Below are 24018 nucleotides of genomic sequence, written 5' to 3'. Positions count from 1 at the left end.
TGCGGAACACCGTTTCGGCATCGGGCAACGGAATGCTGCCGACAAAATGAACGATCGGTTTCCCTTGCTCGACCGTGCTCATGGATCACCTCCCCGTGCCTCCGATCGCCGCGTCTTTGGCACATATTCTCCGCCGAGATGGCAGGGAGTGTCGAGCCGCTTGGCAAGACCGGGCTGTCGGCGGAGTATCGTCGGCAAATTGGTGAGGGGCGCCATGACGGGCTATGCCGAGACCTACCGCCGCTCGCTGGCCGAGCCCGAGGCATTCTGGGCCGAGATGGCCGAGGCGATCGATTGGGAGCGGCGTTGGGACCGGGTGCTCGACGACAGCCGACCGCCGTTTTACCGCTGGTTTTCGGGAGCGCGGCTCAACACCTGCTGGAACGCGCTCGACCGCCACGTCGTGGCCGGCCGCGGCGAGCGGCTCGCGCTGATCTGGGACAGCCCGGTGACCGGGCAGATCGAGCGCTTCACCTATCGCGAATTGCGCGACCGGGTGGCGCGGTTTGCCGGCGTACTCTCCGGGCTCGGCGTCAAGACCGGCGACCGCGTCCTGGTCTACATGCCGATGGTGCCCGAGGCGGCTATCGGGATGCTCGCCTGCGCACGGATCGGCGCGGTGCATTCCGTCGTGTTCGGCGGCTTTGCGGCACATGAGCTGGCGACCCGCATCGACGATGCGACGCCTCGGGTCATCCTCTCGGCCTCGTGCGGGATCGAGGTCAACCGGGTCATCCCCTATAAGCCGCTGCTCGACGCGGCGATCGCCGAGGCGCGCTCGAAGCCGACGGCCTGCGTCGTGCTGCAGCGGCCGATGTGCCAGGCCGAGCTGGTCGCCGGGCGCGACCATGACTGGCACGAGCTGGAGGCGGCGGCGCGCTCGGCCGATTGCGTGCCGTTGCTGGCCACCGATCCGCTCTACATCCTCTACACCTCGGGCACGACCGGCATCCCGAAAGGCGTCGTGCGCGACAATGGCGGCCACGCCGTCGCGCTCCATTGGTCGATGCGCCACGTCTACGCCGTCGAGCCCGACGAGGCATACTGGGCCGCCTCGGACATCGGCTGGGCGGTCGGCCATTCCTATACGGTCTACGCACCGCTGATCTATGGCTGCACCTCGGTCATGTATGAGGGAAAGCCGGTCGGCACTCCCGATGCCGGTGCGCTCTGGCGGGTCATCGCCGAGCACGATGTCCGCGTGCTGTTCACCGCGCCGACGGCGTTCCGCGCCGTCAGGCAGCAGGATCCGGACGGCCTGTTGATCCGGAAATACGACCTCAGCCGGTTCCGGGCATTGTTCCTCGCCGGCGAGCGCGCCGATCCGCCGACCGTCGCCTGGGCGGAAGAGCAACTCAAGGTGCCGGTGATCGACCATTGGTGGCAGACCGAGACCGGCTGGCCGATCGGCGCCAACTGCCTCGGCATCGAACACCTGCCGGTCAAGCATGGCTCGTGCACCCGCGCCGTGCCGGGCTGGGATGTGCGCGTGTTGGAAGCCGATGCGGTCGGGGAGGCGCGGGAGATGAAGCCGGGCGAGATCGGCGCCCTCTCGATCAAACTGCCGTTGCCGCCCGGCGCCTTGCCGACGTTGTGGCAGCAGGACGAGCGATTTGTCGAATCATACCTCAGCGCCTATCCCGGCTATTACCAGACTGCCGATGCCGGCCTGATCGACCGGGACGGCTACATCCATGTGATGACCCGCACCGACGACATCATCAATGTCGCCGGCCACCGGCTGTCGACCGGCGGCATGGAGGAGGTATTGGCGGCCCATCCCGACGTCGCCGAATGCGCCGTGATGGGGGTCGCCGATGCGCTGAAGGGGCAGGTGCCGCTCGGCCTCTTGGTGCTGAAGGCCGGGGTCAACCGGCCGGCCGACGCGATCGCGGCAGAGGCTGTTGCGCTGGTGCGTCAGCGCATCGGCCCGGTCGCCAGTTTCCGGACGGCGCTGGTCGTCGAGCGCCTGCCGAAGACGCGCTCGGGCAAGATCCTGCGCGGCACGATGAAGCGGATCGCCGACAGCCAGGCGTACACGATGCCGGCGACGATTGACGACCCGGCGATCCTCGGCGAGATCACGGAGGCGCTCCAGCAGAAGGGGTACGCGACGAAACGCTAGCGCGGATCGCCCCGGTCGCGGCGCAGCCGCCACCAGAGCATGATCGCGGCGAGCACCGCGAGGCCGAGCACGCCGTTGCAGAGGAACGCGGCCGAGACGCCCCACCACTGCGAGATCGTGCCGACCAGGAACGCGCCGATCGGGAACACGCCGCCCGACACCCACGTGTAGAGGCTCATGACGCGCCCGCGCAGCGCGTCCGGCGCGCGGAGCTGCATCGACGTGTTACAGCTCGCCATCAGCACGATGCCGCAGTAGCCGGTGACGAACAGGAGCGGCACCGCCATCCAGACGTGCCGCGTCGCCGCGAGGCCGAGGAGCGCCGCGAAGGCGACCATCGCCGAGGCGAACAGCTGGACGAGCCCCGGCTCGCGCGAGCCGAGCATCCCCACGCTCAGTGCGCCGGTGACGGCGCCGACGCCGAGCGCGGCCATGAGGAAGCCGAACCCCTCGGCGCCGAGGCCGAGGACCGTCCGCGCCAGGAGCGGCACGTAGACGCTGAAGTTGAAGACGCAGAGGCTCACGATCAGCACGAGGGCGAGCGCGAGCACGAGGCGGGGCGTCCGCCGCGCGTAGCGCAGGCCCTCGCCGATCTCCGCGAGCATCGAGGCGCGCGCGGCGGTCGTGGGCAGCCCGGGCGACTCGAGGCGGAGCAGCGTGACGATCACCCCGAGGAGGCCCGCGCTGTTCACGAAGAAGGCGGGCACGACGCCGAAGCGGCCGATGACGACGCCCGCCACCGCCGGGCCCACGATGCGCGCGGCGTTGAAGGCGGCGGAGTTCAGCGCGACCGCGCTCGCCACGTCGTCCTTGCCGACCATGTCCATCACGTACGACTGCCGCGCCGGCTGGTCGAAGACGTTGGCGAATCCGAGCAGGAGACCGAGCACCGCGACGTGCCAGTACTCGACGAGGCCCGTCGCGGCGAGCGCGCCGAGCATCAGCCCCTGGCAGGCGAGCGTCGTCTGCGTGACGACGAGCAGCCGGCGCTTCGGCAGGCGGTCGGCGACGGCGCCCGTGACGACGGCGAAGAGCAGCACGGGCGAGAACTGGAGCGTCGCGATGAGGCCGAGCTTGAAGGGCGAGCCGGTGAGCTGGAGCACGAGCCACGCCTGCGCGACCGTCTGCATCCAGCTGCCGATCGTCGCGACGAGCTGCGCCGCGTAGAACCGACGGTACTCGCCGTGGTTCAGCGCGCGCAGCCCGTGCGGGAACCTCACCGCGCCATTCTACAGGCGCGTCCCGCGACGGGACGCCCTCGGCGACGGCACGACGAGTGCACGCAGAGCGCTCGTGTGCCTTCGGCGCGACCCGTCTCCGCGGGGCCACGGACCCCGAAATTGCAGGTTTTACCCGATGCTGACGCGCGGGCGGCGGCGCCGGATCATCGGTAGTCAGGCTGACAGCGGGGGGCGGTTTCCTGCCACTCTGTCGCGCGCTTGCGTTCCGCGGGCTTCTCGGACTACGCTCCTGCCACCCGTGGACTTCCGGCCGCGCGGACCGGTTCCGGGGAGGAGGCGGCGATGGCGCTTCGAGTGATGTCGGCCGATAGCCACATGGACCTGATCTACCTGCCGCCCGACACCTTCACGTCGCGCATGGACCGGACGTGGGGCGACGCCGCGCCGCACGTCGTCGAGCGCGACGGGCGCAAGTGGTGGGTCTCGCGCGACTCGACCCTCGGACCGTACGGGGTATATGGCCCGGGCGTGACGGGGGGCAAGCGCGGACGCATCCTCGCCGACGCGGGCTTCGCCACCGGCAAGCAGACGCGGCCGTCGAATCCCGTCGAGCGCCGCGAGGACCAGGCGCGCGACGGCGTCGAGGCCGAGATGATCTACGGGATCATCGGCATCTCGCGGGGACTCTTCGGCGTCGGCGGCATCGCCGACCACGAGACGCTCGCGGCGGTCTACCACGCGTACAACCAGTACATCGCCGGGTTCAACGCGACCCAGCCCGGCCGTTACTACGGCCTCGGCTGCCTGCCCAACCACGACGGGAAGCTCGCGGCCGAGGAGCTGCGTCACTGCGCCACGCTCGGCCTGCGCGGCGCCGTGTTCGTGCCCTGGGGGTCCGCGATGCCCGTGTGGCATGAGATGTGGGAGCCCCTCTGGGCGGCCGCGGAGGAGACGGGGCTCGTCGTCTCGTTCCACGTCTTCGAGGGCGGCGGCGCCACGGTGGGCTACGAGGTGAAGGGCGTGCGCCATCCGGCGGTCGTCGGCTCGTGGACGGTCGTCGCGCCGCTGCAGATGGACGAGATCTGCGTCAGCGTGATCCTCGCGGGCGTCTGCGAGCGCCACCCGCGGCTCCGGCTCGTCCTCGGCGAGAGCGGCATCGGCTGGATCCCCTACATCCTCGAGCGCCTCGACGACACGTACGAGGAGCGCCTGGCCGACGACCTCCGGCTCCCGCTGGCGCCGAGCGCCTACTTCAAGCGCCAGATGTACGCGACCTTCCAGAAGGACTTCCACGGCGTGCGCGCCATGGCGGCGATTGCGCCCGACAATGTCATGTGGGGCTCGGACTACCCGCATCGCGACGGCACCTGGCCCTTCTCGCAGAAGGCGATCGAGGAGCAGTTCCGCGGCGTGGACCCGGCGATCCAGCGGAAGATGCTCTGGGAGAACGTGCGCCGCGTCTACCGGCTCGACGGATGAGCGACCAGGGCGGTACCGCGACGAGCAAGGACTTCTGCCGGGCGACGCTGGAGGGGCTCGGCTGACATGGAGATCCGGTTCTGGGGCACCCGCGGCTCCGTCCCCACCCCGGGCCCGCAGACCGTCCGCTTCGGCGGGAACACCTCCTGCGTCGAGGTGCGGACCGAGTCGGATCACGTCTTCGTGTTCGACTGCGGCACGGGCGCGCGGCTCCTCGGCGATGCGCTGGTCGCGCACGGCCCCGTGAGCGCGAGCATGCTCATCAGCCACACGCACTGGGACCACATCCAGGGCTTCCCCTTCTTCGCGCCGGCGTTCACGCCGAACAACACGATCGCGGTCTACGGTCCCGAGGGCGGGCGCCGCTCGCTCCACGACACGCTCGCCCAGCAGATGGAGCACTCGTTCTTTCCCGTGGACCTCTCGCAGCTCCCGGCGACGCTCACCTACCACGACCTCGGCGAGGGCGCGCACAAGCTCGGGGGCGCGCGGGTCATCGCCCAGTACCTCAACCACCCGGCGGTGACCCTCGGCTACCGGCTCGAGGCCGACGGCGCCGCGATCGTCTACACGTGCGACCACGAGCCGTTCGGCGCCTCGCTCTGGCGCCGGGACGTCCCGGCGGGCCCGCTCGAGGCGATCCTGCACGACGGCGACCGCCGCCACGCGCAGTTCCTCGCCGACGCCGACCTCGTCATCCACGACGCGCAGTACACGCCGGAGGAGTACCCGGCGAAGAAGAACTGGGGGCACAGCACGTTCGAGTACGTCGTGAACCTGGCCTGCAGCGTCGGCGTGAAGCGTCTCGCGCTGACCCACCACGACCCGGCCCACGACGACGCCGCCGTCGCCGAGATCGAGCGGCGCGCGCGGGCGGTGGCCGAGCGGCGCCGCTCCCCGCTCGAGATCTTCTGCGCGTACGAGGGCGGGGTGGTGAGCGTGGACGCGCGCGGCGCCCGGCAGGTCGACGCCGCGGACGCCGCGCAGACACCCGCCGGCGGCGGTCCGGCCGCGCGCGTGCTGATCGTGGACGACGACGCGATGGTCCGCCGCCTGGCGGTCCGCGCCCTCGAGCCCGACGGCTACGTCCTCAGCGAAGCGGTCAACGGGCGCGAGGCGCTGGAGCGGATGGGCGCGGAGATGCCCGACCTCATCATCCTGGACCTGCTCATGCCCGAGCTCGGCGGGATGGAGGTGCTCCGCGTCCTCCGCGCGAATCCGCGGACCGTCTACGTCCCCGTCCTGATCCTGACCTCCAAGATCGATGAGGGGAGCACGCGCGCGGGCTTCGACGTCGGCGCGACCGACTATGTGACCAAGCCGTTCTCGATCCCGCAGCTCGCGGCCAGGGTCCGCGCGTGCCTCCGTCGCGCCCCGAGGCCGTGATCAGCGAGCAGAGCTTTCTCTATGCGTTCCTGATCTCCGGTCTCCTCGCGCTGCTGGGCCTCGTGGTCCTCCGGTCGCAGCTGCGTGAGCGCGCCCGGCGCGCCTTCCTCGACGCGTTCGCGCGCGAGCTCGGCCCGCTCGAGCCGGGCAAGCCGCTCCCCGTCTCCAGGCAGGGGCTGACGTTCCACTGTCTCTACACGCAGGCCGGCGGCGCGCCGTCGACCCTGGCGGTGCTCGCGGCCACGGGCTCGCCGGAGGCGTTCACGCTCACGCGTGAGGCCGCCTCCGACCGCATCTTCAAGGGCACGGGCCGCGCGCGCGAGATCCAGACGGGCGACGCCGCGTTCGACCGCGAGGTCTACATCGAGAGCGACTCGCCGGCGTTCGTGCGTGAGCTCCTCGACGACGCCGGGCGCCGCGCCGCCGTCCGCGAGATGTTCGGGCTCGGCGCGAACCGGATCCGGCAGCGTGCCGGCGTGCTCCGCATCGAGTGGGCGCTCGATCTGCGGCGGCCGCCGACGCCTGCCGCCGTGACGACGGCCGCGGAGCGCCTCGGGGCGCTGGTCCGGAACCTCGCCGCCCACGCCGGCGAGCTTCCGCCCCCCGTGGAGCGCGCCGTCGCGCGCGGTGGCCTCGCCTGCGCGGTGGTCGGCGGCCTCACCGGCGTGGGCGGGGTCGGGCTCTTCTTCTACGCGATCTGGCGCTTCCCCCTCGTGAACGACAGCGCCGCGTGGGTCGACTCGCTGAAGCTCTCCACCTTCCTCTTCGGGGCGATCGTGCTCTTCATGGCGAAGAGCGTCTGGGGCACGTCCGGCGCCCACCGGAAGCTCCTCCCGTGGTCGCTCGTCGCGCTCGTCGGCGCGCTGCTGGGCGGGCACGGCCTCGTGGTCGGGGCGAACGGGTGGCTCGACGCCTCGCCCCCCGTGGCCAGGACGACGGTCGTCCTGAGCAGGCGCGTGAGCCACGGCAAGAGCGGCACGGACCGCTACGTCACGGTCGAGTCCTGGCGCCCGGAGGACGAGACCGAGGAGCTCCGGGTGGGCGCCGGCCTCTACGAGCGGCTCGAGCCCCGCCAGCCCGTCGAGGTGACGACGCGCGCCGGCCAGCTCGGCCACGAGTGGGTCGTCACCATCCGTCCGCTCGCCAGCGCCGAGCTCGTCAGGATCTACGCGGCGCAGGTCGAGGCCGATGCCCGCAACGGGGACGCGTACCGCCGGCTCGCCTGGGCCCAGGCGCAGCTCGGCCGGCACGCCGAGAGTGTCGCCGCGCTCACGAAGCTCCTCGAGCTGGACCCGAAGAACGGCGAGGCCTACCTCAACCGCGCGTGGAACCACGCGCGGCTCCGCGACCGGGAGAACATGCTCGCCGACCTCACGCGCGCCTGCGACCTCGGTGTCGCCCAGGCATGCAAGGTCAAGCAGCAGATCACCGGCGGGCCGCCGACGCCGTGAGCGCCCAGATCACGTTCGACAAGGTCGCCGCCGCCTACGACGGCTTCATGGGGCGCTGGACGCGTCTCTACGTGCCGGCGCTCCTGCGCGCGGCGAGGCTCGAGCCCGGCCAGCGCGTCCTCGATCTGGCGACGGGCACGGGCGAGTCGGCGCTGATGGCCGCCGACGCTCTCGGTCCCCGGGGTCGCCTCGTCGGCGCCGATCTCTCGCTGCCGATGCTGCGCGGCGCCCTCGCGAAGGTCGGCGCGCGGCCGATCCGCCTCGCCGCGATGGACGGCCAGGCCCTCGCGTGCCGGGCCGAGGCCTTCGACGCGGTCATCTGCCAGCTCGGCCTCATGTTCTTCCCCGACCCGCTCGCGGGACTCCGCGAGGCGCGGCGCGTGCTCCGCCCCGGCGGCGGCTTCGCGGCGGTCGTCTGGTCCACCGCCGACCGGGTCCCGTGGGGTGGCGCGCTGGCGTGGGCACTCCTCGAACGCTTCCCGGACCGCCGCGACGAGATTCTTCGTGGCACGAGCCTGGGCGAGCCCGGCCGGCTCGAGCGCCTGCTGGGGGAGGCCGGGTTCCGGGACGTGGGCGTGACCACGGAGACGCGGAGCTTCGTCTTCGACTCGTTCGACGCCTATTGGGATCAGGTCGCGTCGGGCGGGATCCGCTTCGGCCTGATGCTGCGCGAGCTCGCCGAGGACGCGCGGCGCGCCGTGCGAGACGCGGTCCGCGCGCGGCTCGAGCGGTTCGCGTCCCGCGGCGGGCTCGAGATGCCGACCGACGCGCTGGTCGCGTCGGGGAAGAAGTAGGCTAGGTCGTCTTCGGCAGGATCGCCGAGCCCGTCATCGAGTCCGCGCGCCGCCGCGGCCAGCGCCCCGCCTCCACCGCCGTGAGGAAGTCGAGCACGAGGCGGTTGAAGAGGTCGGGCTCCTCCAGGTTGATCGCGTGGCCGGACTTCGGGAACACGACGAGGCCCGACGTCATGATCTTCCGCTTCATGTAGATCCCGGGCTCGAGGCAGGGCTCGTCCTCGTCGCCCGTCATGACGAGCGTCGGCACGGGGAGCTTCGCCATCCGGTCGCCGAGGTCGAAGATGGACGGGCGCAGCATCTGCACGCCGCGGAGCGTGAGGGCGTGGCCCGGCGCCGAGCCCGCCGCGAGGCGGTCGCGGAACTCCTGCCAGCCCACGGGGTCCTTCTCGATGAACTGCACGCGCGTGGGGCCGCGGCCGTAGAAGTCGGCGACGCGCTCCATGCCCTCCGTCTCGAGCCGGCGCACGACCACGTCGAGGTCGGCCTGGTGCTTGACGTGGGCGTCGCTCCCGTAGCCGGCGCCGGCGACGACGAGCGAGAGCGCGCGCTCGGGGTAGGAGAGGCCGAAGTGGAGCGTCGCGTAGCCGCCCATCGAGAGGCCGCACACGTGGGCCTGCCGGATCCCCAGGTGATCGAGGACGCCCTTGATGTCGTCGGCGGCCTGCTGCTGCGAGTAGGCCTTCACGTCGAGCGGCACGTCGGAGGGCGGATAGCCGCGCGCGTTGAAGGCGATCGTGCGGTAGCGGCGCGAGAAGAACTGGACCTGGGGTCGCCAGCTCCAGCAGTCGCCCGCGAACTCGTGGACGAAGACGAGGGGCGTCCCCTGCCCGACTTCCTCGTAATAGAGGCTCACGCCGCCGACGCCGGCCTTGGGCATCGCTCACGCACCTCCGCCCGGAAGCTTACCCCCTCCGGGCGCCGGCGCGCTCGAGGATCAGCAGCGCGGCCGCGCTGGCGCGCTGGCCGGGCCCCACGCCCAGGCGCCGCGCGGTGGCGTTGACGAACGAGATGACGCCGTCCTCCCACGTGCTCGCGGGATCGCCGATGCGCGCGCTCACCGAGCTGACCGCCGCGGCGGCGACGCCCACCGCGTCCAGCAGGGGCAGGCCGCCGACGCCCGAGCGGTCGCGCGCGAGGCCGCCGTCGTTGAAGACGGCGCCGCGCGGCCGGACGTGGAGCAGGTGCTGCACGTTCACGCGGCCGGCGTGGGAGCCGGCGCAGAGGACGTCGTGTCGGTGCTCGAGCGTGGCGAAGCCCATCGAGGCGAGCAGCACGACCCGGCCCGTCGGCGACTCGATGACGACGCGGGGCTGCCGGTCCACGAGCGTCTGGGTGGAGGCGACGCCCGGCGGCGCCTTCAGCATCGCGCGCGCCGCGCGCCACGCGGCGTCGCCCGCGTTCACGCCGAGCGCACGCGCCGCCTGGTTCAGATAGGTCACCACACCGTCGTCGTGAACGTTCTTGCCGTCGCCGAGCCGCGCCGACTGCGCGGCGACGGCCGCCGCCGGGATCCCGAGGCGATCGGCGAGCAGGAGCCCCGAGATGCCGGCGCCGTCGCGGCCGACGCCCGCCTCGTGGGCGACGAGACCGCGCACGCCGCGCTCGAGTGCCCAGCCGAAGGCGGGCGCGCCGGCGAACGAGCCGGCGACGACGACGTCGCGCGGGGTGACGCGCGCGTCCACATGGGTGAGGGAGTCCAGAACGACGACGCGGCCGTCGCCGTCCTCGTAGGTCACGTGCAGGACCGCGCTCCTTTCACCGGAGGGCGCGGCCATTATGCCCCAGGCGGGGCTCATACGCGTGGCCCGCCCGTGGCGTCAGGCGGCGCGCTCGGCCCGACGGTTCGACGCCGTCGCGCGCGCTGGCCGACGGCTCGGGAGCCTCCGCTCCACCTTGGCCCGGACCGGCAGGAGGCGGGCGATCTCTTCGGTCAGGAGCAGGATCGGGAGCCCCAGCACGAACACGATGGTCGCGAGCTCGGTCCACATCGCTTTGCCCTCCTGCGCGCAACGGATGGCAGGAGGGATGCCAGACTTACGCTCGAGCGAAATCAGTGATTTACCGGCGCCACCCGCCCCCGGCACGGCGGCAGAACGCCCGACCGTCGGGCAGATACGGGGCGCCGGGCCGCCGCCCGGCGCCCGACATCCGACGCCTACGCGGCCGCGAGCTCACCCGTGCAGTGCGGGCACCGCCGCGCCTTCAGCGGAATGGTCATGGCGCAGTGGCGGCACTCCTTCGTCGTCGTCACCGGCTTCGGGAACAGGTGGTTGACCTGCTTGACCACCAGGAAGACCGCGCCCGCGACGATCAGGAAGTTGATGACCGCGTTGAGGAAGAGGCCGTAGTTGAGGGTCGGCGCGCCCGCGGCCTTGGCCGCGGCGAGCGAGGGGAACGACTGGCGGCCCAGGGTCACGAACAGGCTGGAGAAGTCCACCCGGCCGAGCAGGAGCCCGATCGGGGGCATGAGCAGATCGTTGACGAGCGACGTCACGATGGCGCCGAAGCTCGCGCCGATCACGACGCCGACGGCGAGGTCGACGACGTTGCCGCGCAGGATGAAGGTCTTGAACTCGTTCGGCATGTCGCCGTCTCTCAGCCGACGTGCCGCTGCAGGACGTCGAGCGTGCGGCTCCGCGCGAGCGTCGCGCTCGGCTCGTGGTAGCTCCCGCGCTCGTCGCAGTTGAACCCGTGGCCCGCCGGGTAGATGTGCATCGGGACCGTCGGATGGGCCGCCCGGATCCGCTGATGGTGCTCCGTCGGGATGGACTGATCGGTCTCGCCGAAGTGGAGGAGGACCGGGCACTTCGGCCGCTCCTGCGCGGTGTCGGCGATGCCGCCGCCGTAGTAACCGATCGCGCAGGCGACGCCGTCGATCCGCGTGGCGGCGAGCCACGCGAGCGTGCCCCCGAAGCAGTAGCCCACGACGCCGACCGTGAGGCCTTCGGCGCGAAGCGCCTTCACCGCGGCGCGCACGTCCTTGACGCAGTCGTCGATCGGGATCTTCGCGCGTACGGCCCGCCCGAGCTCGATGTCCTCGGTCTTGTAGCCGACCGAGAAGCCGGGCTCGGCCCGGTCGAAGATGGCCGGCGCCAGCGCCACGTAGCCGTCCGCGGCGAAGCCGTCCGTGACCCTCTTGATGTGGGTGTTGACGCCGAAGATCTCCTGGATGACGACGAGGCCCCCGCGGGGCTTGCCCCGGGGGTTGGCGCGGTAGGCGGCGAGCTGGAATCCGTCCTCGGCGGTGAGCGTGACCATGGTGCCCATGGGGGGCCTCCTCTCGGGTGTCGTTCGGGGACGCGTGGAGCTAAGATACGCAAGACTCGGCGGCATGCAAGGAGGTCGCACGATGGACCCGGAAGCGAAGACCTACACGCCCCGCGAGCGTGTCGGCGCGGCGTACAAGGGCGGCTATGCCGATCGCGTGCCCGCCTACCCGATCGCGGGCTCGTTCGCCGGCTGCCTCGACGGTCTCTCGATCGAGGAGTACTGCACGAATCCGAAGAAGGCCGCGAAGGCGATGCTCGACTACTACGAGCGCTACGAGCCCGACATCATGATCGCCTTCAACGACCTCGCCAAGGAGGCCGAGGCGCTCGGCTGCCGCGTGAAGTACTCCGACTACGTCGTCCCCTCGATCGACCGGCACGTGCTCCAGGACGACAAGGGCCGGCTCGCCCGGCTCGAGATCCCCGACCCGCGGAAGGACGGCCGGCTGCCGGCGTTCCTCGAGCAGTGCGAGGCGCTCTCGGCGGCGAAGCTCCCGAGCCCGCTCGGCGCCGTGCTCGTCGGCCCCTGGACGATCGCGATGCTGCTGCGGAACCCCGAGATCATGTGCCTCGATACGATCGACGACCCGGCGTTCGTCCACGAGCTCATGCGCTTCTCGACCGAGTACGCCAAGCGCTGGGGCGACGCGGTGCTCACGACGCGGATCGGTCTCAGCTACACCGACCCGACGGCCTCGTGCTCCCTCGTCGGTCCTGACACGTACCGCGAGTTCATCAAGCCCTACCACAAGGAGCTGGTGGAGTACTTCAAGGCGAAGAAGGTCGGCACGACGATCCACATCTGCGGCACGACCCACCAGATCCACGAGGACCTCGTGGACGTGGGCTTCGTGGCGATCACGATCGACCTCGACCAGCAGGCCGACCCCAGGCTCCGGGTGGACCAGCTCGACAAGCTCGTGACGCTCGGCAACCAGCGGGGCGTCGTCGCCGTCGGCAACGTGGACGTGACGATCTTCGAGCGGGCGACGCGGGCCGAGATCGAGGCGGAGGTGCGCCGCTGCATCGACACGGTCGGCCGCCGCTCGCGCTTCGTCCTCTCCACCTCCTGCGAGCTCCCGCCGCGCGCCAACCCCGACTGCGTGAAGTGGTTCATGGACGCGGCGCGCGAGTACGGGCGCTGGGAGCGGATCCTCGGGTCGTGAGCGTCGCGGTCTCGCTCATGCCGCTGGAGAACCGCCGCGAGACGCTCCTGCACCTCGCCGTCGGCGCCGACCGGCGCGGCTACGACGGCTTCTTCCTCCCCGAGACCTGGGCGCACGACACCACGGTGCTGCTCGCCGAGGCCGCGGTGCGCACGGAGCGCGTCGGCCTCGGCACGGGCGTCCTCTCCATCTGGAGCCGGAGCCCGGGGCAGATCGCGATGGCGGCGGCGACGCTCCACGACGTGTCGCGGGGCCGCTTCACCCTCGGCCTCGGCGCCTCGACGAAGCAGCTCACCGAGGGGCTCCACGACGTGCCCTTCACGCCGCCGGTGCGGAAGATGCGGAGCGTCGTCACGCAGGTGAAGGCGCTCCTGCGGGGCGAGCGGGTCCCGCTCGAGACGGCGAAGGACGCGCGCCCGCTCAGGCTGAATCTCCCGCCGGCACCCGAGGTGCCGATCTACCTCGCCGGGCTCGCCGACGCGACGGTGCGGCTCGCGGGCGAGGTCGCCGACGGCTGGGTCCCGTTCCTCTACCCGCGCTCGCGGCTGGGCGACGGCGCGGCGCTCCTGAAGGAGGGCGCGGCCCGCGCCGGGCGCGCGGACCTGCCGCGGATCGCGCCGTCGGTCCCGACCGTCGTCGCCCCCGACGCCGGCGAAGCGCGCAAGGGGGCCGCGTGGTTTCTCGTCTTCTACCTGACCTCGATGGGCCCCTTCTATCCCGGGACGATCGCGCGGCTCGGCTTCGCGAAGGAGGTCGCCGCGGTCCAGGCCGCGAACCCGACCCGGGGCTCGGCGGTGGTCCCGCCGGAGGCCGAGGTGCTGCTGGAGGAGCTCACGGTGTACGGGACGCCCGCGGAGGCGCGCGCGCGGCTCGCGCGCTGGCACGCGGCCGGCGCGTCCCTCCCGATCCTCCTCCTGCCGCCGAACCTCGAGCCCGGGCAGCTCGACTTCGCCCTCGACGCGCTCCGTTAGCGCGCTAGAATACCCGCCATGAAAATCCTCCTCGTGCTGATCGTCGCGGTCCTCCTCGCGGGGTGCACGCTCGACCTCGGCGCGGCAAGCTGGAAGAAGCGCGACACGTTCGCGCCGCAGGTGACGGCGGACGAGTACGCGTGCGCTCACGACGCGTTCCGGATCGGGCCCGGGCTCGACCTCGTGTTGGGCGGCCTCCTGGACGTGTTGCGGCTCGCGGTGCAGGAGGTCCGCCAGGCGAGCGCCTTCGACCGCTGCATGACCTCGAAGGACTACGCGAAGGTCGACTAGCAGGTGCGCGCCGCCTTCTATCAGGGGTCGCGGACGTTCACGACCGGCGAGGTGCCGGAGCCCAGGCCCGGGCCGGACGAGGCGCTCCTGAAGGTGCGGCGCGTCGGCATCTGCGGCACCGACCTCCACATCTTCCAGGGCCACCTCGACCACCGCGTGCCGAAGGGCGGTGTCATCGGCCACGAGACCTTCGCCGAGGTCGTCGCGGCGCCCGCGGCGAGCGGCTTCGCGGCCGGCGACCGGGTCGTCTTCGAGCCGCTCGCGTTCTGCGGGACGTGCCGCGCCTGCCGGATGGGCGCGACCTATCTCTGCTACGCGCTCAAGATCATCGGCGTGGAGCTGCCGGGCGGCATGCGCGAGTACTGCACCGCCCCGGCCGCGCGGCTGCTGAAGGTGCCGGCGACGCTCGCCGACGACCACGCGGCGATGATCGAGCCGCTCGCGGTCGCGTGCCACGATGTGGCGCGCGCCCAGGTCAAGCCGGGCGACAGCGTCCTCGTCTTCGGCGGCGGGCCGATCGGCGCGCTCATCGCCCTCGTGGCCCGCCGGCGCGGCGCGCGGGTCGCCGTGGCGGAGGTGAACCCGTTCAGGATCGACATCCTCGAGGCGTACGGCCTCGAGACGGTCGGCCCCGACATCGACGTCCTGCGCTTCACGCGCGACTGGACCGGCGGGGTCGGCGTGGACGTGGCGTTCGAGGTCACGGGCAACCCGGCCGCCGCGCGCCTCGTCACCGACGTCGTGCGGGTCTGGGGCACGGTCAGCATCGTCGCGATCCACGCCGAGCCGATCCCCGTGAACCTCTACCAGATGTTCGCGCGCGAGCTCCACATGCACGGCAGCCGGCTCTACGCCCGTGCGGACTGGGAGGAGGCGATCCGCCTCGCCGCCTCGGGCGCGGTCGCCGTCGCCCCGCTCGTGAGCACGAAGATCCGCCTCGAGGACCTGCAGCGCGGGATGGAGCAGGCGCTCGCGGGCGGACCCGTGATGAAGGTGCTCGTCGACCTCACCGCCTGAGCCGTGCCGACTGCGGGCGTGACCTGGGCGCTGGGCGCCCTGATCGTCACCGGCGCGAGCTTCGTCATGGGGCTCGCCGGCTTCGGGATCGCGCTCGTCTCCCTCGCGTTCCTCCCCTACGTCATGTCGCCCGTGGACGCCATCGTCCTCATGACCCTCTACGCAGCCGTCTTCGCGCTCGCGATCTTCGTCCCGGTGCGCCGCGACTTCACGGCCGTGCGCGTCGGCGACCTCGTGCTCGGCACGGTCGCGGGCACGCCGCTCGGCGTCTGGGTGCTCGCGAGCGTGTCCGGCGGCGTGCTCAACCGGCTGATCGGCGGGATGCTCGTGGTCGCCGTCCTCCTCGAGTGGCGCGGCCTCTTCCCGGAGAGGCTCGAGGGCCGCCGCTGGGGGCTCGGCGCCGGCATCCTCGCCGGGGTGATCGGCGGCGCGGTCGGCACGCCGGGCCCGCCCGTCGTCCTCTACGCGACGACGCAGGGCTGGAGCCCGCGGGCGATCAAGGCGAACCTCCAGGCCTTCTTCGTCGTGAATCAGGCGGTGATCCTCGCCGGCTACTGGTGGGCGGGACTTCTCACGCGCGAGGTCTGGCGCCTCGCGGCCGTCTACGCGGTGCCGGCCCTCGTCGGCGTGGGGGCGGGGATGGCGCTCTTCGACCGGATCGATCCGGTGGGCTTCCGGCGGGTCGTCTTCGCGCTGATCTTCGTCTCGGGCGCGGTGCTGCTCGTACGCGGCTAGAGCACGATCGCCCGGAGCGCGCGTCCGAGGCCACGTCCGCGACCGTTCGTCTCCGAGTCGGCGCAGTGGCAGACGATCTCGTGGACCGACCACTCCTTCGGCGCCGGGCGCCACTTCACCGCCTCGGCGGGCACCGTGGCAAGCGCCGCGCGCAGGCGCGCCGGGCCCGCGGCATACTGCTCGATGAGCGTCTGCCGCTCCGCGTGCGGGAGGGTCACCGTCCGTGCGCCTCCAGTTTGCGGCGCAGCACCTTCGCCAGCGACTCCGGGGCGAAGCCGAGCTGCAGCAGCGCCTGCCCCTCGTCGAAGTACTCGCGGTAGGCGGCGATCCGGCCGCCGGCCAGCTCGAAGACGCTCATGCCGCGGAAGCGGACCCGGCGCCCCGCGCTCCGGGGCACCGCGTCGGTGACGACATAGGCGAAGCTCCATTCGGCCGCCGCGCCCCGGCCGTCCTCGACGACGGTCTCGAACGTCCACGCGTACTCGCGGCCCTCACGGAACATGCGCTCGAACATCGCACGGAGCGCGGCGTGGCCCGCGTGGGGGCCGAAGAAGGTGTCCACGTAGGTCCCGTCGGGCGCGAAGCACGCGACGAGCGCGTCCACGTCCCGCCGGTTGAACGCCTTCTCGAAATCGCGCACGACGCTCATCCTCCCGCTCCCCTCGTCGTGAGCCAGGGCATCTCGGTCCGCTGCCGGCCCTCGAAGACGGCGACGGTGCGCTCGTAGGAGAGGGTCAGCGCGATCTCGTCCTGGCCGGTCAGCAGCATCTGCTTGCGGAACGGGTCGATCTCGAACCGGTAGGTCACGCCGTCGGGGCCGGTGACCGTCTGGGCGCCGAGGTCCGCGGCGATCGTCGCGCCCGCGCGCTCGTGGAGCTGGCGCCTCAGGTTGGCGACGGTCTCCGCGGGCAGGATCACCGGCAGCAGCCCGTTCTTGAAGCAGTTCTGGTGGAAGATGTCGCCGAGGCTCGGCGCGATCACCGCGCGGACGCCGCACGCCTCGAGCGCCCAGACGGCCATCTCGCGCGAGGAGCCGCAACCGAAGTTCTCCGCCGTCACGAGGATCTTCGCGTCCCGGTAGGGCGGCTGGTTCAGCACGAAGTCGGGCTTCTCGGAGCCGTCGGCGTTGAAGCGCACGTCGTGGAAGAGGAAGCGCTCGTAGCCCGGCGCGCCCCTCCCCTTCCGGAGGAAGCGCGCGGGAATGATGCGGTCGGTGTCGACGTTCGGGAGGTCGATCGGCGCGGCGACGGCGCGGACGCGCGTGAAGGGCTGCATCTCAGCTCCGCAGCGTCCTGACGTCGGTGAGGCGGCCCGTCACCGCCGCCGCCGCGGCCATCGCGGGCGACATGAGGTGGGTGCGCGCGCCCTTGCCCTGGCGCCCCTCGAAGTTCCGGTTGGAGGTCGAGGCCACGCGCTCGCCCTCGCGCGCGGTCTCGCCGTTCATGCCCACGCACATCGAGCAGCCCGCCTCGCGCCACTCGAAGCCGGCCTCGACGAAGACGCGATCGAGCCCTTCCGCCTCGGCCGCGCGCTTGACGAGCCCCGAGCCCGGCACGACCCACGCCGGCACGACCGCGCGCCGCCCCTTCACGACGCGCGCCGCCGCGCGCAGGTCCTCGAGCCGGCCGTTCGTGCAGGAGCCGATAAACACGCGGTCCACCTTCACGTCGGTGAGCGGCGCGCCCGGGACGAGCCCCATGTACGCGAGCGCGCGCGCCAGGCTCTCGCGGCGCGGGGCGTCGGCGGCGCCGGCCGGATCGGGCACGCGCCCGGTGATCGGCAGCGCGTCCTGCGGGCTCGTCCCCCACGTGACGGTCGGCGCGATCTCCCTCGCGGCGAGCTCCACCTCGCGGTCGAACACGGCGCCCGGCTCGCTCGGCACCGTCTTCCAGTAGGCGAGCGCCTTCGTCCAGGCGTCGCCCCTGGGCGCGAAGGGCCGGCGGTCGAGGTAGTCGAACGTCGTCTCGTCGGGCGCCACCATGCCGGCGCGCGCGCCCGCCTCGATCGACATGTTGCAGACCGTCATGCGCTCGTCCATGGACATGGCGCGGATCGTCGAGCCCGCGTACTCGATGGCGTGCCCCACGCCGCCGCCGGCGCCGATCTTCGCGATGATCGCCAGAATCACGTCCTTGGCGGTGACGCCGAGCTCGAGCGGCCCGTTCACGGTGACGCGCATGACCCTCGGCTTCTTCTGCCAGAGCGTCTGCGTGGCCATCACGTGCTCGACCTCGGTCGAGCCGATCCCGAACGCGAGCGCTCCGAAGGCGCCGTGCGTCGCCGTGTGGGAGTCGCCGCAGACGATCGTGATGCCGGGCAGCGTCAGCCCCTGCTCCGGCCCGATGATGTGCACGATCCCGCGGCGCGCGTCGCCCACGCCGAAGTAGGCGATCCCCTGCTGCGCCGTCTGCCGGCCGAGCGCCTCGACCATGTCGCGGATCTCGGGGTCGGTCGCGACCTCGCCCGACGTGAGGACGTAGTGGTCCGCCGTCGCGAAGGAGAGGTCCGGCCGCCGGACGCGCCGCCCCGTCTTCGCGAGCCGCGCGAAGGCACTCGTCGAGCCCTCGTGCAGGAGGTGGCGGTCGACGTAGAGGAGGACGTGCCCGCCCGGCCCCTCCGCCACGACGTGGCGGGACCAGATCTTCTCGAACATCGTGCGGGGCGTGGCCATCAGCCTCTCCCGGAAGAGTATCAATAAGTCGACAGTTGCGCCGCTAGTCAGCGGATAGTACATCCTTATCTGGTCTGCCGACTACAATGAAGCCGGCGGGGGAGGCTGAGGGACATGAGCTCATCATGGCGAGACCGGATAACGGATCCGATTGAGCGCAAAGTTTTTGAAGCGCTGGCTGACCCGCAATGGGATTTTAGGACGCTCCCTGGTCTCTCGAAGGCCACGGGGATTGCCGAATCGACTGTGAAGGACATAGTGGAACGCTACCCCGAATTCATTCGACGGTCGCCAGTGCCGGATTCGGAAGGCAGGGCCTTGTACACGCTTGTCTCAAAAGGAAGCAGTCTTCGGGAGTGGTACCGTACCACTCGAGCGTTCATCACGAAGAGCACCTAGGAGTCGGCTCAGAATGGCCACGTCGGATGGCTTCTGGCTTGGTGTATTAGGAGGCCTTTTCGCTGAAGTCTTCAGTTTATCCAAGCTGCGCTATCTACCTCGAGACGCTCGACCGCTTTGGATGCTCTCCGTATGGTACTGGGCCATCACCCTAGCAATGATCCTGTCCGGTGGCGCATTGGTGGCGATTTACCTCGGCTCAGGCGTCACAATGACTCCGTTGTTGGCCGTCAACATCGGCGCCTCCGCCCCCCTAATCCTGCAGTCGCTAGTGTCCCAGGCGCCGCCGATTGCCCCGGGCCGAGTCAACTGAGAGTAGTCCACGATCGAGCAAGCATCGACCCTGTTTAGCTGGGTCTGACCTCCGGCAGACCCAGCCTGCCCTATGAGCCGTCGTCCGCCGATCAGGCGCGCGCGAGCGCCGCTTTCAGCTTGGCCGGCGTGAGCGGCACGCTCCGCAGCCGCGCGCCGGTCGCGTCGAAGATCGCGTTCGCCAGGGCCGCGGGCACCGGCGTGCACGACGCCTCGCCGGCGCCGGTGGGCGGGTCGTCCGGACGCTCGACGAGCTCGATCTCGAGCGCCGGCACGTCGGGGAACGTGAGGATCGGGTAGCGTGCCCAGTCCACGCTGGTCACCCGGAGCCGGTCGAACGTGACTTCCTCGAACAGCGTGCGGCTGAGCGTCTGGAGGATGCAGCCCTCGATCTGGCTCCGCACGCAGTCGGGGTTGATCATCAGGCCGCAGTCGTGCGCGCACACGATGCGCGTGACGCGCACCCGGCCCGTCGCCGGCTCCACCGCCACCTCCATGCCGATCGCCACGTGGTTCTCGGCGTGCTTGTAATGGACGTAGGCGACGCCGCGGCCCGTGAGGACGCGCGCGCCCGCATCCACGCGGCGCGGTGACGGCCGCGCGGTCCAGGCCATGCGCGCCCCGACGCGCTTGAGGACTTCGACGCCACGCGGACGCGCGAGATGCGTCAGGCGGAACGCGAGCGCGTCCTGCCCGGACGCCGCGGCCAGCTCGTCGACGAACGACTCGACGGCGAAGCTGTTGGCGGGCTTCCCGGGCGCCCGGACGTTCGACGGCCGAAGCGGCGCGTCACGGAGCCAGTGCACGACGCCGCGGACGTTCGGGAAGTCGTACGGCGGATCGATGTTCTGGAAGATCAGCCCCGCCGACAGCCCGAGCGGCTGCTCGATGCCAGCCGCCTGCGGGGCCAGCAGCGGGATGTTGGGAAGGCCCGCCGTGGCGAGCGGCAGCCACGCATCCGTCTGCCACGCGACCACCTCGCCCTGCGCGTCGAGCGCGCCGCGGATATCGAGGAGCTGCGGCGGGCCCTTCGGGTCCCAGCCGTGCTCGTCCTCCCGGCTCCACTGCACGCGGACGGGGCGGCCGAGGGTCTTGGAGAGCAGCGCGGCGTCGCACGCGGCGTCGTCGTGGCCGTTCATCCCGTAGCAGCCCGCGCCGTCGAGATAGATCAGGCGCACCCGGTCGCGCGGCAGCCCCAGGATGCGCGCGTACGCGCCCTGGAACCGGTGCGTCGCCTGGGACGCGGTCCAGATGGTCGCGCGATCCGGCTTCACGTCGGCGACCGCGCACGACGGCCCCATCGAGCCGTGCGTCTGCATCGGCCACTCGTACGTCGCGGCGAGCGCGCGCCGCCCGCGGCCGAACCCCTCGCCGGCGTCCCCCCGGTTGACCGTGGTCTCCTCGCGCACGAAGGGCCCGCGTCGCAGCTCGTCGAAGAGCGCCGCCTGCGCGGGGAGCGTCGGCGTGGTCGACCACGTGGCCTTGAGCCGGCGCGCCGCGCGGACCGCGCTCCACTCCGACTCGGCGACGACGGCCAGGAAGCTCTCGATCCGCACCACGCGCGCGCCGGGGATCGACGCGATCGACCCCTCGTCCACGGTCTCGAGCGTGGCGCGCACGGCCGGGGGCCGGACGACCCGCGCGTGGAGCATCCCCGGCAGCGTCAGGTCGTGCACGTAGCGATGGCGGCCCGTGACCTTTGCGGGAACGTCGGGGCGCGGGAGCGGCTTGCCGACGAAGCGGTACTCCGCCGGCTTCTTGATCGGCGCCTTCGCGTCGACCTTCAGCTCGAAGCGCTGCCCGCCGACGAGGTCGGCGTAGCCGACGCCCGGGCCGCCCGCCCGCGGGCGCACGACTCCGTCGACCACCTCCAGCGCCTCGACGGGATGCCCGAGCCGCTCGGACGCCCGTCGCACGAGCGCCTGGCGGGCGGTCGCGGCGGCCCGCCGGATCTCGACGCCGCCGCGCGTGATCCCCTGGCTGCCGGCTGTCGATCCCTGGTCGGGCGTGAGCGCGGTGTCGCCCTCGATCAGCTCGATCGCGTCGACCGGCACGTCGAGCTCCTCGGCCGCCATCTGCCGCCAGGCGATGCGCGCCCCCGTGCCCAGATCGACCTTGCCCGAGAACACCGTGACGGTGCCGTCGGCGTTCACCGAGAGGAAGGCGTCGACGGCGTCGCTCGCGAGCGGCTTACCCAACAGGCGATCGGCGTCCGGCGCGGCCGCGGCGCCGGCTCGCGGCGCCAGGGGGTCGAGAGCGAGGGAGACGACGAGCGCCCCTCCGGCCTTCAGGAGCTCACGCCGGGAGAGTGCCCCACCCATGCTAGCGCGTTCCCTCACGCGTCTACGCCGTTCGAGGCGCCTTCGACGCGCGCAGGACGGCGCGTACGATGCGGACGTGCGTGCCGCACCGGCAGAGATTTCCGGCCAGCGCGGATTTCACCTGGTCCTCCGTCGGACGGGGCCGGCGGTCGAGCAGCGCCTTGGCGGCCATCACCATGCCGCCGATGCAGTACCCGCACTGCGCCGCCTGCTCGTCGATGAACGCGGCCTGCAGCGGATGGGGTCGCGCCGGCGAGCCGAGCCCCTCGAGCGTCGTGACCGGCTGCGCCGCGATCGCCTTCACGGGTATCACGCAAGATCGCGTCGCGCGGCCGCCGACGAGGACCGTGCACGCGCCGCACTGCCCGAGGCCGCAGCCGAACTTCGCCGCGTGCAGGCCGAGGTCGTTCCGGAGCACGTAGAGCAGCGGCGTGTCCGGATCGGCCTCGACGGTCGCGCGGCGGCCGTTGACGGTGAGCGCGAATTTCGCCATCGGGGTGCCCTGACGGCTGAAGTATACGACGCGGTCGAAGCGGAGCACCCCTCGACATGCGGGGGCGTTGCCTTTATCCTTCCAGCCAACTCCTCACACCCGAAAGGAACGAGCGATGAGCGTCAAGCGCCACGGCGTCGGGCCCCGGCTCTCTCAGGCGGTCGTCCACGACAACACCGTCTATCTCGCCGGCATGGTGGCCGGCGACCCCTCCGCGGACGCGAGAGGCCAGACCGAGCAGATCTTGAAGAAGATCGACGAGACCCTCGCGGCGGTCGGGAGCGGGAAGTCGAAGCTCCTCTCCGCCACGGTGTACGTCGCCAACATGGGCATCTACAGCGACATGAACGCCGCGTGGGACGCCTGGGTGGACAGGGCCAACACGCCGGCGCGGGCTACGGTCGAGGCGCGCCTCGCGTCGCCGAAATATCTGGTCGAGATCATGTGCGTCGCGGCCCTCTAGCGGCCGGCCCAAGGAGATCGCCATGCGTGAAGCCGTCATCGTCGCCAGCTCCCGCACGCCGCTGGCCAAGTCGTTCCGCGGCTCGTTCAACCTGACGCGGCCCGACGACCTCGCGGCCCACTGCATCAAGGACGTCCTCGGCAAGGTGCCGCAGCTCGACTCGAAGGAGGTCGAGGACGTGATCCTCGGCTGCGGGCAGCCGCACGGCACCCAGGGCCACAACATCGCGCGGGTCGCCGCGGTGCGCTCGGGCCTGCCCGTGACGGTCGGCGGCCTCACGCTGAATCGCTTCTGCTCCTCGGGGCTCCAGGCGATCGCGATCGCCGCGAACTACGTCCTGAACGACGGCGCCGACGTCATGTTCGGCGGCGGCGTCGAGTCCATCACGATGATGCAGCGGGACACGAGCCCGAACCCGTGGGTGAAGGAGCACATCCCCGGGATCTACATGGTCATGGGCGACACGGCCGAGGTCGTCGCCAAGCGCTACAAGGTCGGCCGCGAGGCCCAGGACCGCTACGCGCTCCTCTCCCAGCAGCGCACGGCGCGCGCGCAGCAGGAGGGCTTTTTCAAGGAAGAGCTGGCGCCGGTGCACGTGACACGCGGCATCCTCGACAAGAAGACGGGCGAGGTCGCCGGCCAGGAGCCGTACTACGTCGAGAAGGACGAGTGCAATCGCGCCGACACGACGCTCGAGGGCCTCATGGCGCTGCCGCCGCACTTCGACAAGGAGAGCGGCCAGGGGACGGTGACGGCCGGCAATTCCTCGCAGCTCTCCGACGGCGCCTCGGCCACGCTCGTCATGTCGATGGACCGCGCGAAGGCGCTCGGCATCAGGCCGAAGCTCGTCTTCCGCGGCTTCGCCGTCGCCGGCTGCGAGCCCGACGAGATGGGCATCGGCCCGGTCTTCGCGGTGCCGAAGCTCCTCGGGCGCCACGGCCTCAAGGTCTCGGACATCGACGTGTGGGAGCTGAACGAGGCGTTCGCGTCGCAGGTGGTCTACTGTCGCGACCGGCTCGGCCTCGACCCCGAGAAGCTCAACCGGAACGGCGGCTCGATCTCGATCGGCCATCCGTTCGGCATGACCGGCTCGCGCATGGTCGGCACGCTCGCCAACGAGATGCTGCGGAGCAAGGCGCGCTACGGAGTCGTGACCATGTGCGTCGGCGGCGGCCAGGGGGCGGCCGGGCTCTTCGAGGCCTGCAACTGAAGGCCTCCGCCGGGCGACGCACGCCGACGACGAAGACCGCGACGCTCGCGAGGGCCGTCGAATTCCTCGCGGAGGGCGCCTGGCAGCAGGCCCACGAGATCGTGCAGAAGGAGAAGTCGCCGCTCGCCGCGTGGCTGCACGGCATCGTGCACACGCTCGAGGGCGACCTCGACAACGCGCGCCACTGGTACCGGAAGGCGGACCGCGACTTCCCCGGCCGTGACGCCGTCCGGCAGGAGATCGCCGCCGCGCGGAAGGCGGTGGCGGCCGACTAGGACGGC

General features: G+C 71.6%; 25 protein-coding genes. 13 read left to right on the top strand and 12 right to left on the bottom strand.

Annotation, left to right across the window (positions count from 1 at the left end):
* The first annotated feature begins 214 nt into the window (after positions 1-214).
* Complete coding sequence (locus VKG64_02315) at positions 215-2125, top strand: propionyl-CoA synthetase (protein ID HKB23862.1); 1911 nt, start codon at positions 215-217, stop codon at positions 2123-2125.
* Here VKG64_02315 and VKG64_02310 read toward each other — a convergent pair.
* Complete coding sequence (locus tag VKG64_02310) at positions 2122-3345, bottom strand: MFS transporter (protein ID HKB23861.1); 1224 nt, start codon at positions 3343-3345, stop codon at positions 2122-2124. The two genes, VKG64_02315 and VKG64_02310, sit on opposite strands and share 4 nt — an antisense overlap.
* Positions 3346-3648: 303 nt before the next feature.
* Here VKG64_02310 and VKG64_02305 point away from each other — a divergent pair, with 303 nt between their 5' ends.
* The 4 genes from VKG64_02305 (at position 3649) to VKG64_02290 (ending at position 8416) form a co-directional block, all read left to right on the top strand.
* Positions 3649-4785 (top strand): amidohydrolase family protein, encoded by a 1137-nt coding sequence (locus VKG64_02305; protein ID HKB23860.1) that lies wholly within the window; start codon positions 3649-3651, stop codon positions 4783-4785.
* A 66-nt stretch (positions 4786-4851) separates the two neighbouring features.
* The gene (locus tag VKG64_02300; GenBank protein ID HKB23859.1) at positions 4852-6171 is read left to right on the top strand and encodes a response regulator; all 1320 of its coding nucleotides are present in this window, start codon (positions 4852-4854) and stop codon (positions 6169-6171) included.
* On the top strand, positions 6144-7622 hold the full coding sequence (locus VKG64_02295) for a hypothetical protein (protein HKB23858.1): 1479 nt from the start codon (positions 6144-6146) through the stop codon (positions 7620-7622). Before VKG64_02300 ends, VKG64_02295 begins: the two co-directional genes overlap by 28 nt.
* The gene (locus VKG64_02290; protein HKB23857.1) at positions 7619-8416 is read left to right on the top strand and encodes a methyltransferase domain-containing protein; all 798 of its coding nucleotides are present in this window, start codon (positions 7619-7621) and stop codon (positions 8414-8416) included. Before VKG64_02295 ends, VKG64_02290 begins: the two co-directional genes overlap by 4 nt.
* Before the next feature lies 1 nt (position 8417).
* Here the strand turns inward: VKG64_02290 and VKG64_02285 are convergent, their stop codons facing one another.
* From VKG64_02285 to VKG64_02265, 5 genes are all read right to left on the bottom strand, one after another.
* On the bottom strand, positions 8418-9296 hold the full coding sequence (locus tag VKG64_02285) for an alpha/beta hydrolase (GenBank protein HKB23856.1): 879 nt from the start codon (positions 9294-9296) through the stop codon (positions 8418-8420).
* A gap of 25 nt (positions 9297-9321) precedes the next feature.
* Positions 9322-10155, bottom strand: coding sequence for a hypothetical protein (locus tag VKG64_02280; protein HKB23855.1), 834 nt, complete (start codon positions 10153-10155; stop codon positions 9322-9324).
* A gap of 81 nt (positions 10156-10236) precedes the next feature.
* The gene (locus VKG64_02275; protein HKB23854.1) at positions 10237-10407 is read right to left on the bottom strand and encodes a hypothetical protein; all 171 of its coding nucleotides are present in this window, start codon (positions 10405-10407) and stop codon (positions 10237-10239) included.
* 167 nt (positions 10408-10574) lie between these two features.
* Positions 10575-11003 (bottom strand): large conductance mechanosensitive channel protein MscL, encoded by a 429-nt coding sequence (gene mscL / locus VKG64_02270; GenBank protein HKB23853.1) that lies wholly within the window; start codon positions 11001-11003, stop codon positions 10575-10577.
* 11 nt (positions 11004-11014) lie between these two features.
* Positions 11015-11686: a dienelactone hydrolase family protein gene (locus VKG64_02265; protein HKB23852.1), complete on the bottom strand. Its 672-nt coding sequence runs from the start codon at positions 11684-11686 to the stop codon at positions 11015-11017.
* 82 nt (positions 11687-11768) lie between these two features.
* On the opposite strand from VKG64_02265, the gene VKG64_02260 reads away from it, so the two are divergent.
* From VKG64_02260 to VKG64_02240, 5 genes are read left to right on the top strand one after another with little or no spacing between them, the layout of a single operon-like run.
* Positions 11769-12854, top strand: coding sequence for a uroporphyrinogen decarboxylase family protein (locus VKG64_02260; protein ID HKB23851.1), 1086 nt, complete (start codon positions 11769-11771; stop codon positions 12852-12854).
* Positions 12851-13825: an LLM class flavin-dependent oxidoreductase gene (locus VKG64_02255; protein ID HKB23850.1), complete on the top strand. Its 975-nt coding sequence runs from the start codon at positions 12851-12853 to the stop codon at positions 13823-13825. Before VKG64_02260 ends, VKG64_02255 begins: the two co-directional genes overlap by 4 nt.
* Before the next feature lie 18 nt (positions 13826-13843).
* Positions 13844-14116: a hypothetical protein gene (locus VKG64_02250; GenBank protein ID HKB23849.1), complete on the top strand. Its 273-nt coding sequence runs from the start codon at positions 13844-13846 to the stop codon at positions 14114-14116.
* A 3-nt stretch (positions 14117-14119) separates the two neighbouring features.
* Positions 14120-15133 carry an alcohol dehydrogenase catalytic domain-containing protein gene (locus tag VKG64_02245; GenBank protein ID HKB23848.1) on the top strand — a complete coding sequence of 338 codons (1014 nt, stop codon included), beginning with the start codon at positions 14120-14122 and terminating at the stop codon, positions 15131-15133.
* 18 nt (positions 15134-15151) lie between these two features.
* Positions 15152-15868 carry a sulfite exporter TauE/SafE family protein gene (locus VKG64_02240; protein ID HKB23847.1) on the top strand — a complete coding sequence of 239 codons (717 nt, stop codon included), beginning with the start codon at positions 15152-15154 and terminating at the stop codon, positions 15866-15868.
* On the opposite strand, the gene VKG64_02235 is transcribed toward VKG64_02240, so the two are convergent.
* The 6 genes from VKG64_02235 to VKG64_02210 form a co-directional block, all read right to left on the bottom strand.
* A complete protein-coding gene (locus tag VKG64_02235; GenBank protein HKB23846.1) occupies positions 15865-16086 on the bottom strand; it encodes a DinB family protein in 222 nt (73 codons plus the stop codon). The two genes, VKG64_02240 and VKG64_02235, sit on opposite strands and share 4 nt — an antisense overlap.
* The gene (locus VKG64_02230) at positions 16083-16517 is read right to left on the bottom strand and encodes a nuclear transport factor 2 family protein (protein HKB23845.1); all 435 of its coding nucleotides are present in this window, start codon (positions 16515-16517) and stop codon (positions 16083-16085) included. Before VKG64_02230 ends, VKG64_02235 begins: the two co-directional genes overlap by 4 nt.
* Positions 16514-17143, bottom strand: a complete 630-nt coding sequence (leuD, locus tag VKG64_02225) for a 3-isopropylmalate dehydratase small subunit (GenBank protein HKB23844.1) — start codon at positions 17141-17143, stop codon at positions 16514-16516. The genes VKG64_02230 and leuD overlap by 4 nt, the downstream gene beginning before the upstream one ends.
* A gap of 1 nt (position 17144) precedes the next feature.
* On the bottom strand, positions 17145-18539 hold the full coding sequence (leuC, locus tag VKG64_02220) for a 3-isopropylmalate dehydratase large subunit (GenBank protein HKB23843.1): 1395 nt from the start codon (positions 18537-18539) through the stop codon (positions 17145-17147).
* A gap of 803 nt (positions 18540-19342) precedes the next feature.
* Positions 19343-21589, bottom strand: a complete 2247-nt coding sequence (locus VKG64_02215; protein ID HKB23842.1) for a molybdopterin cofactor-binding domain-containing protein — start codon at positions 21587-21589, stop codon at positions 19343-19345.
* Between the two features lie 4 nt (positions 21590-21593).
* The gene (locus tag VKG64_02210) at positions 21594-22064 is read right to left on the bottom strand and encodes a (2Fe-2S)-binding protein (protein HKB23841.1); all 471 of its coding nucleotides are present in this window, start codon (positions 22062-22064) and stop codon (positions 21594-21596) included.
* Between the two features lie 115 nt (positions 22065-22179).
* Here VKG64_02210 and VKG64_02205 point away from each other — a divergent pair, with 115 nt between their 5' ends.
* Genes VKG64_02205 through VKG64_02195 form a run of 3 tightly spaced genes read left to right on the top strand, consistent with a single transcriptional unit; the run spans position 22180 to position 24012 of the window.
* Positions 22180-22527: a RidA family protein gene (locus tag VKG64_02205; protein HKB23840.1), complete on the top strand. Its 348-nt coding sequence runs from the start codon at positions 22180-22182 to the stop codon at positions 22525-22527.
* Positions 22528-22549: 22 nt separating this feature from the next.
* Entirely contained in the window at positions 22550-23737 is a 1188-nt protein-coding gene (locus tag VKG64_02200) for a thiolase family protein (protein ID HKB23839.1), read from the top strand.
* Positions 23686-24012 (top strand): hypothetical protein, encoded by a 327-nt coding sequence (locus VKG64_02195; protein ID HKB23838.1) that lies wholly within the window; start codon positions 23686-23688, stop codon positions 24010-24012. Before VKG64_02200 ends, VKG64_02195 begins: the two co-directional genes overlap by 52 nt.
* Positions 24013-24018 lie beyond the last annotated feature (6 nt).

Source organism: Candidatus Methylomirabilota bacterium (assembly GCA_035260325.1).
GTDB lineage: Bacteria > Methylomirabilota > Methylomirabilia > Rokubacteriales > CSP1-6 > AR19.
This window is presented reverse-complemented; position numbering and strand designations above follow the sequence as displayed.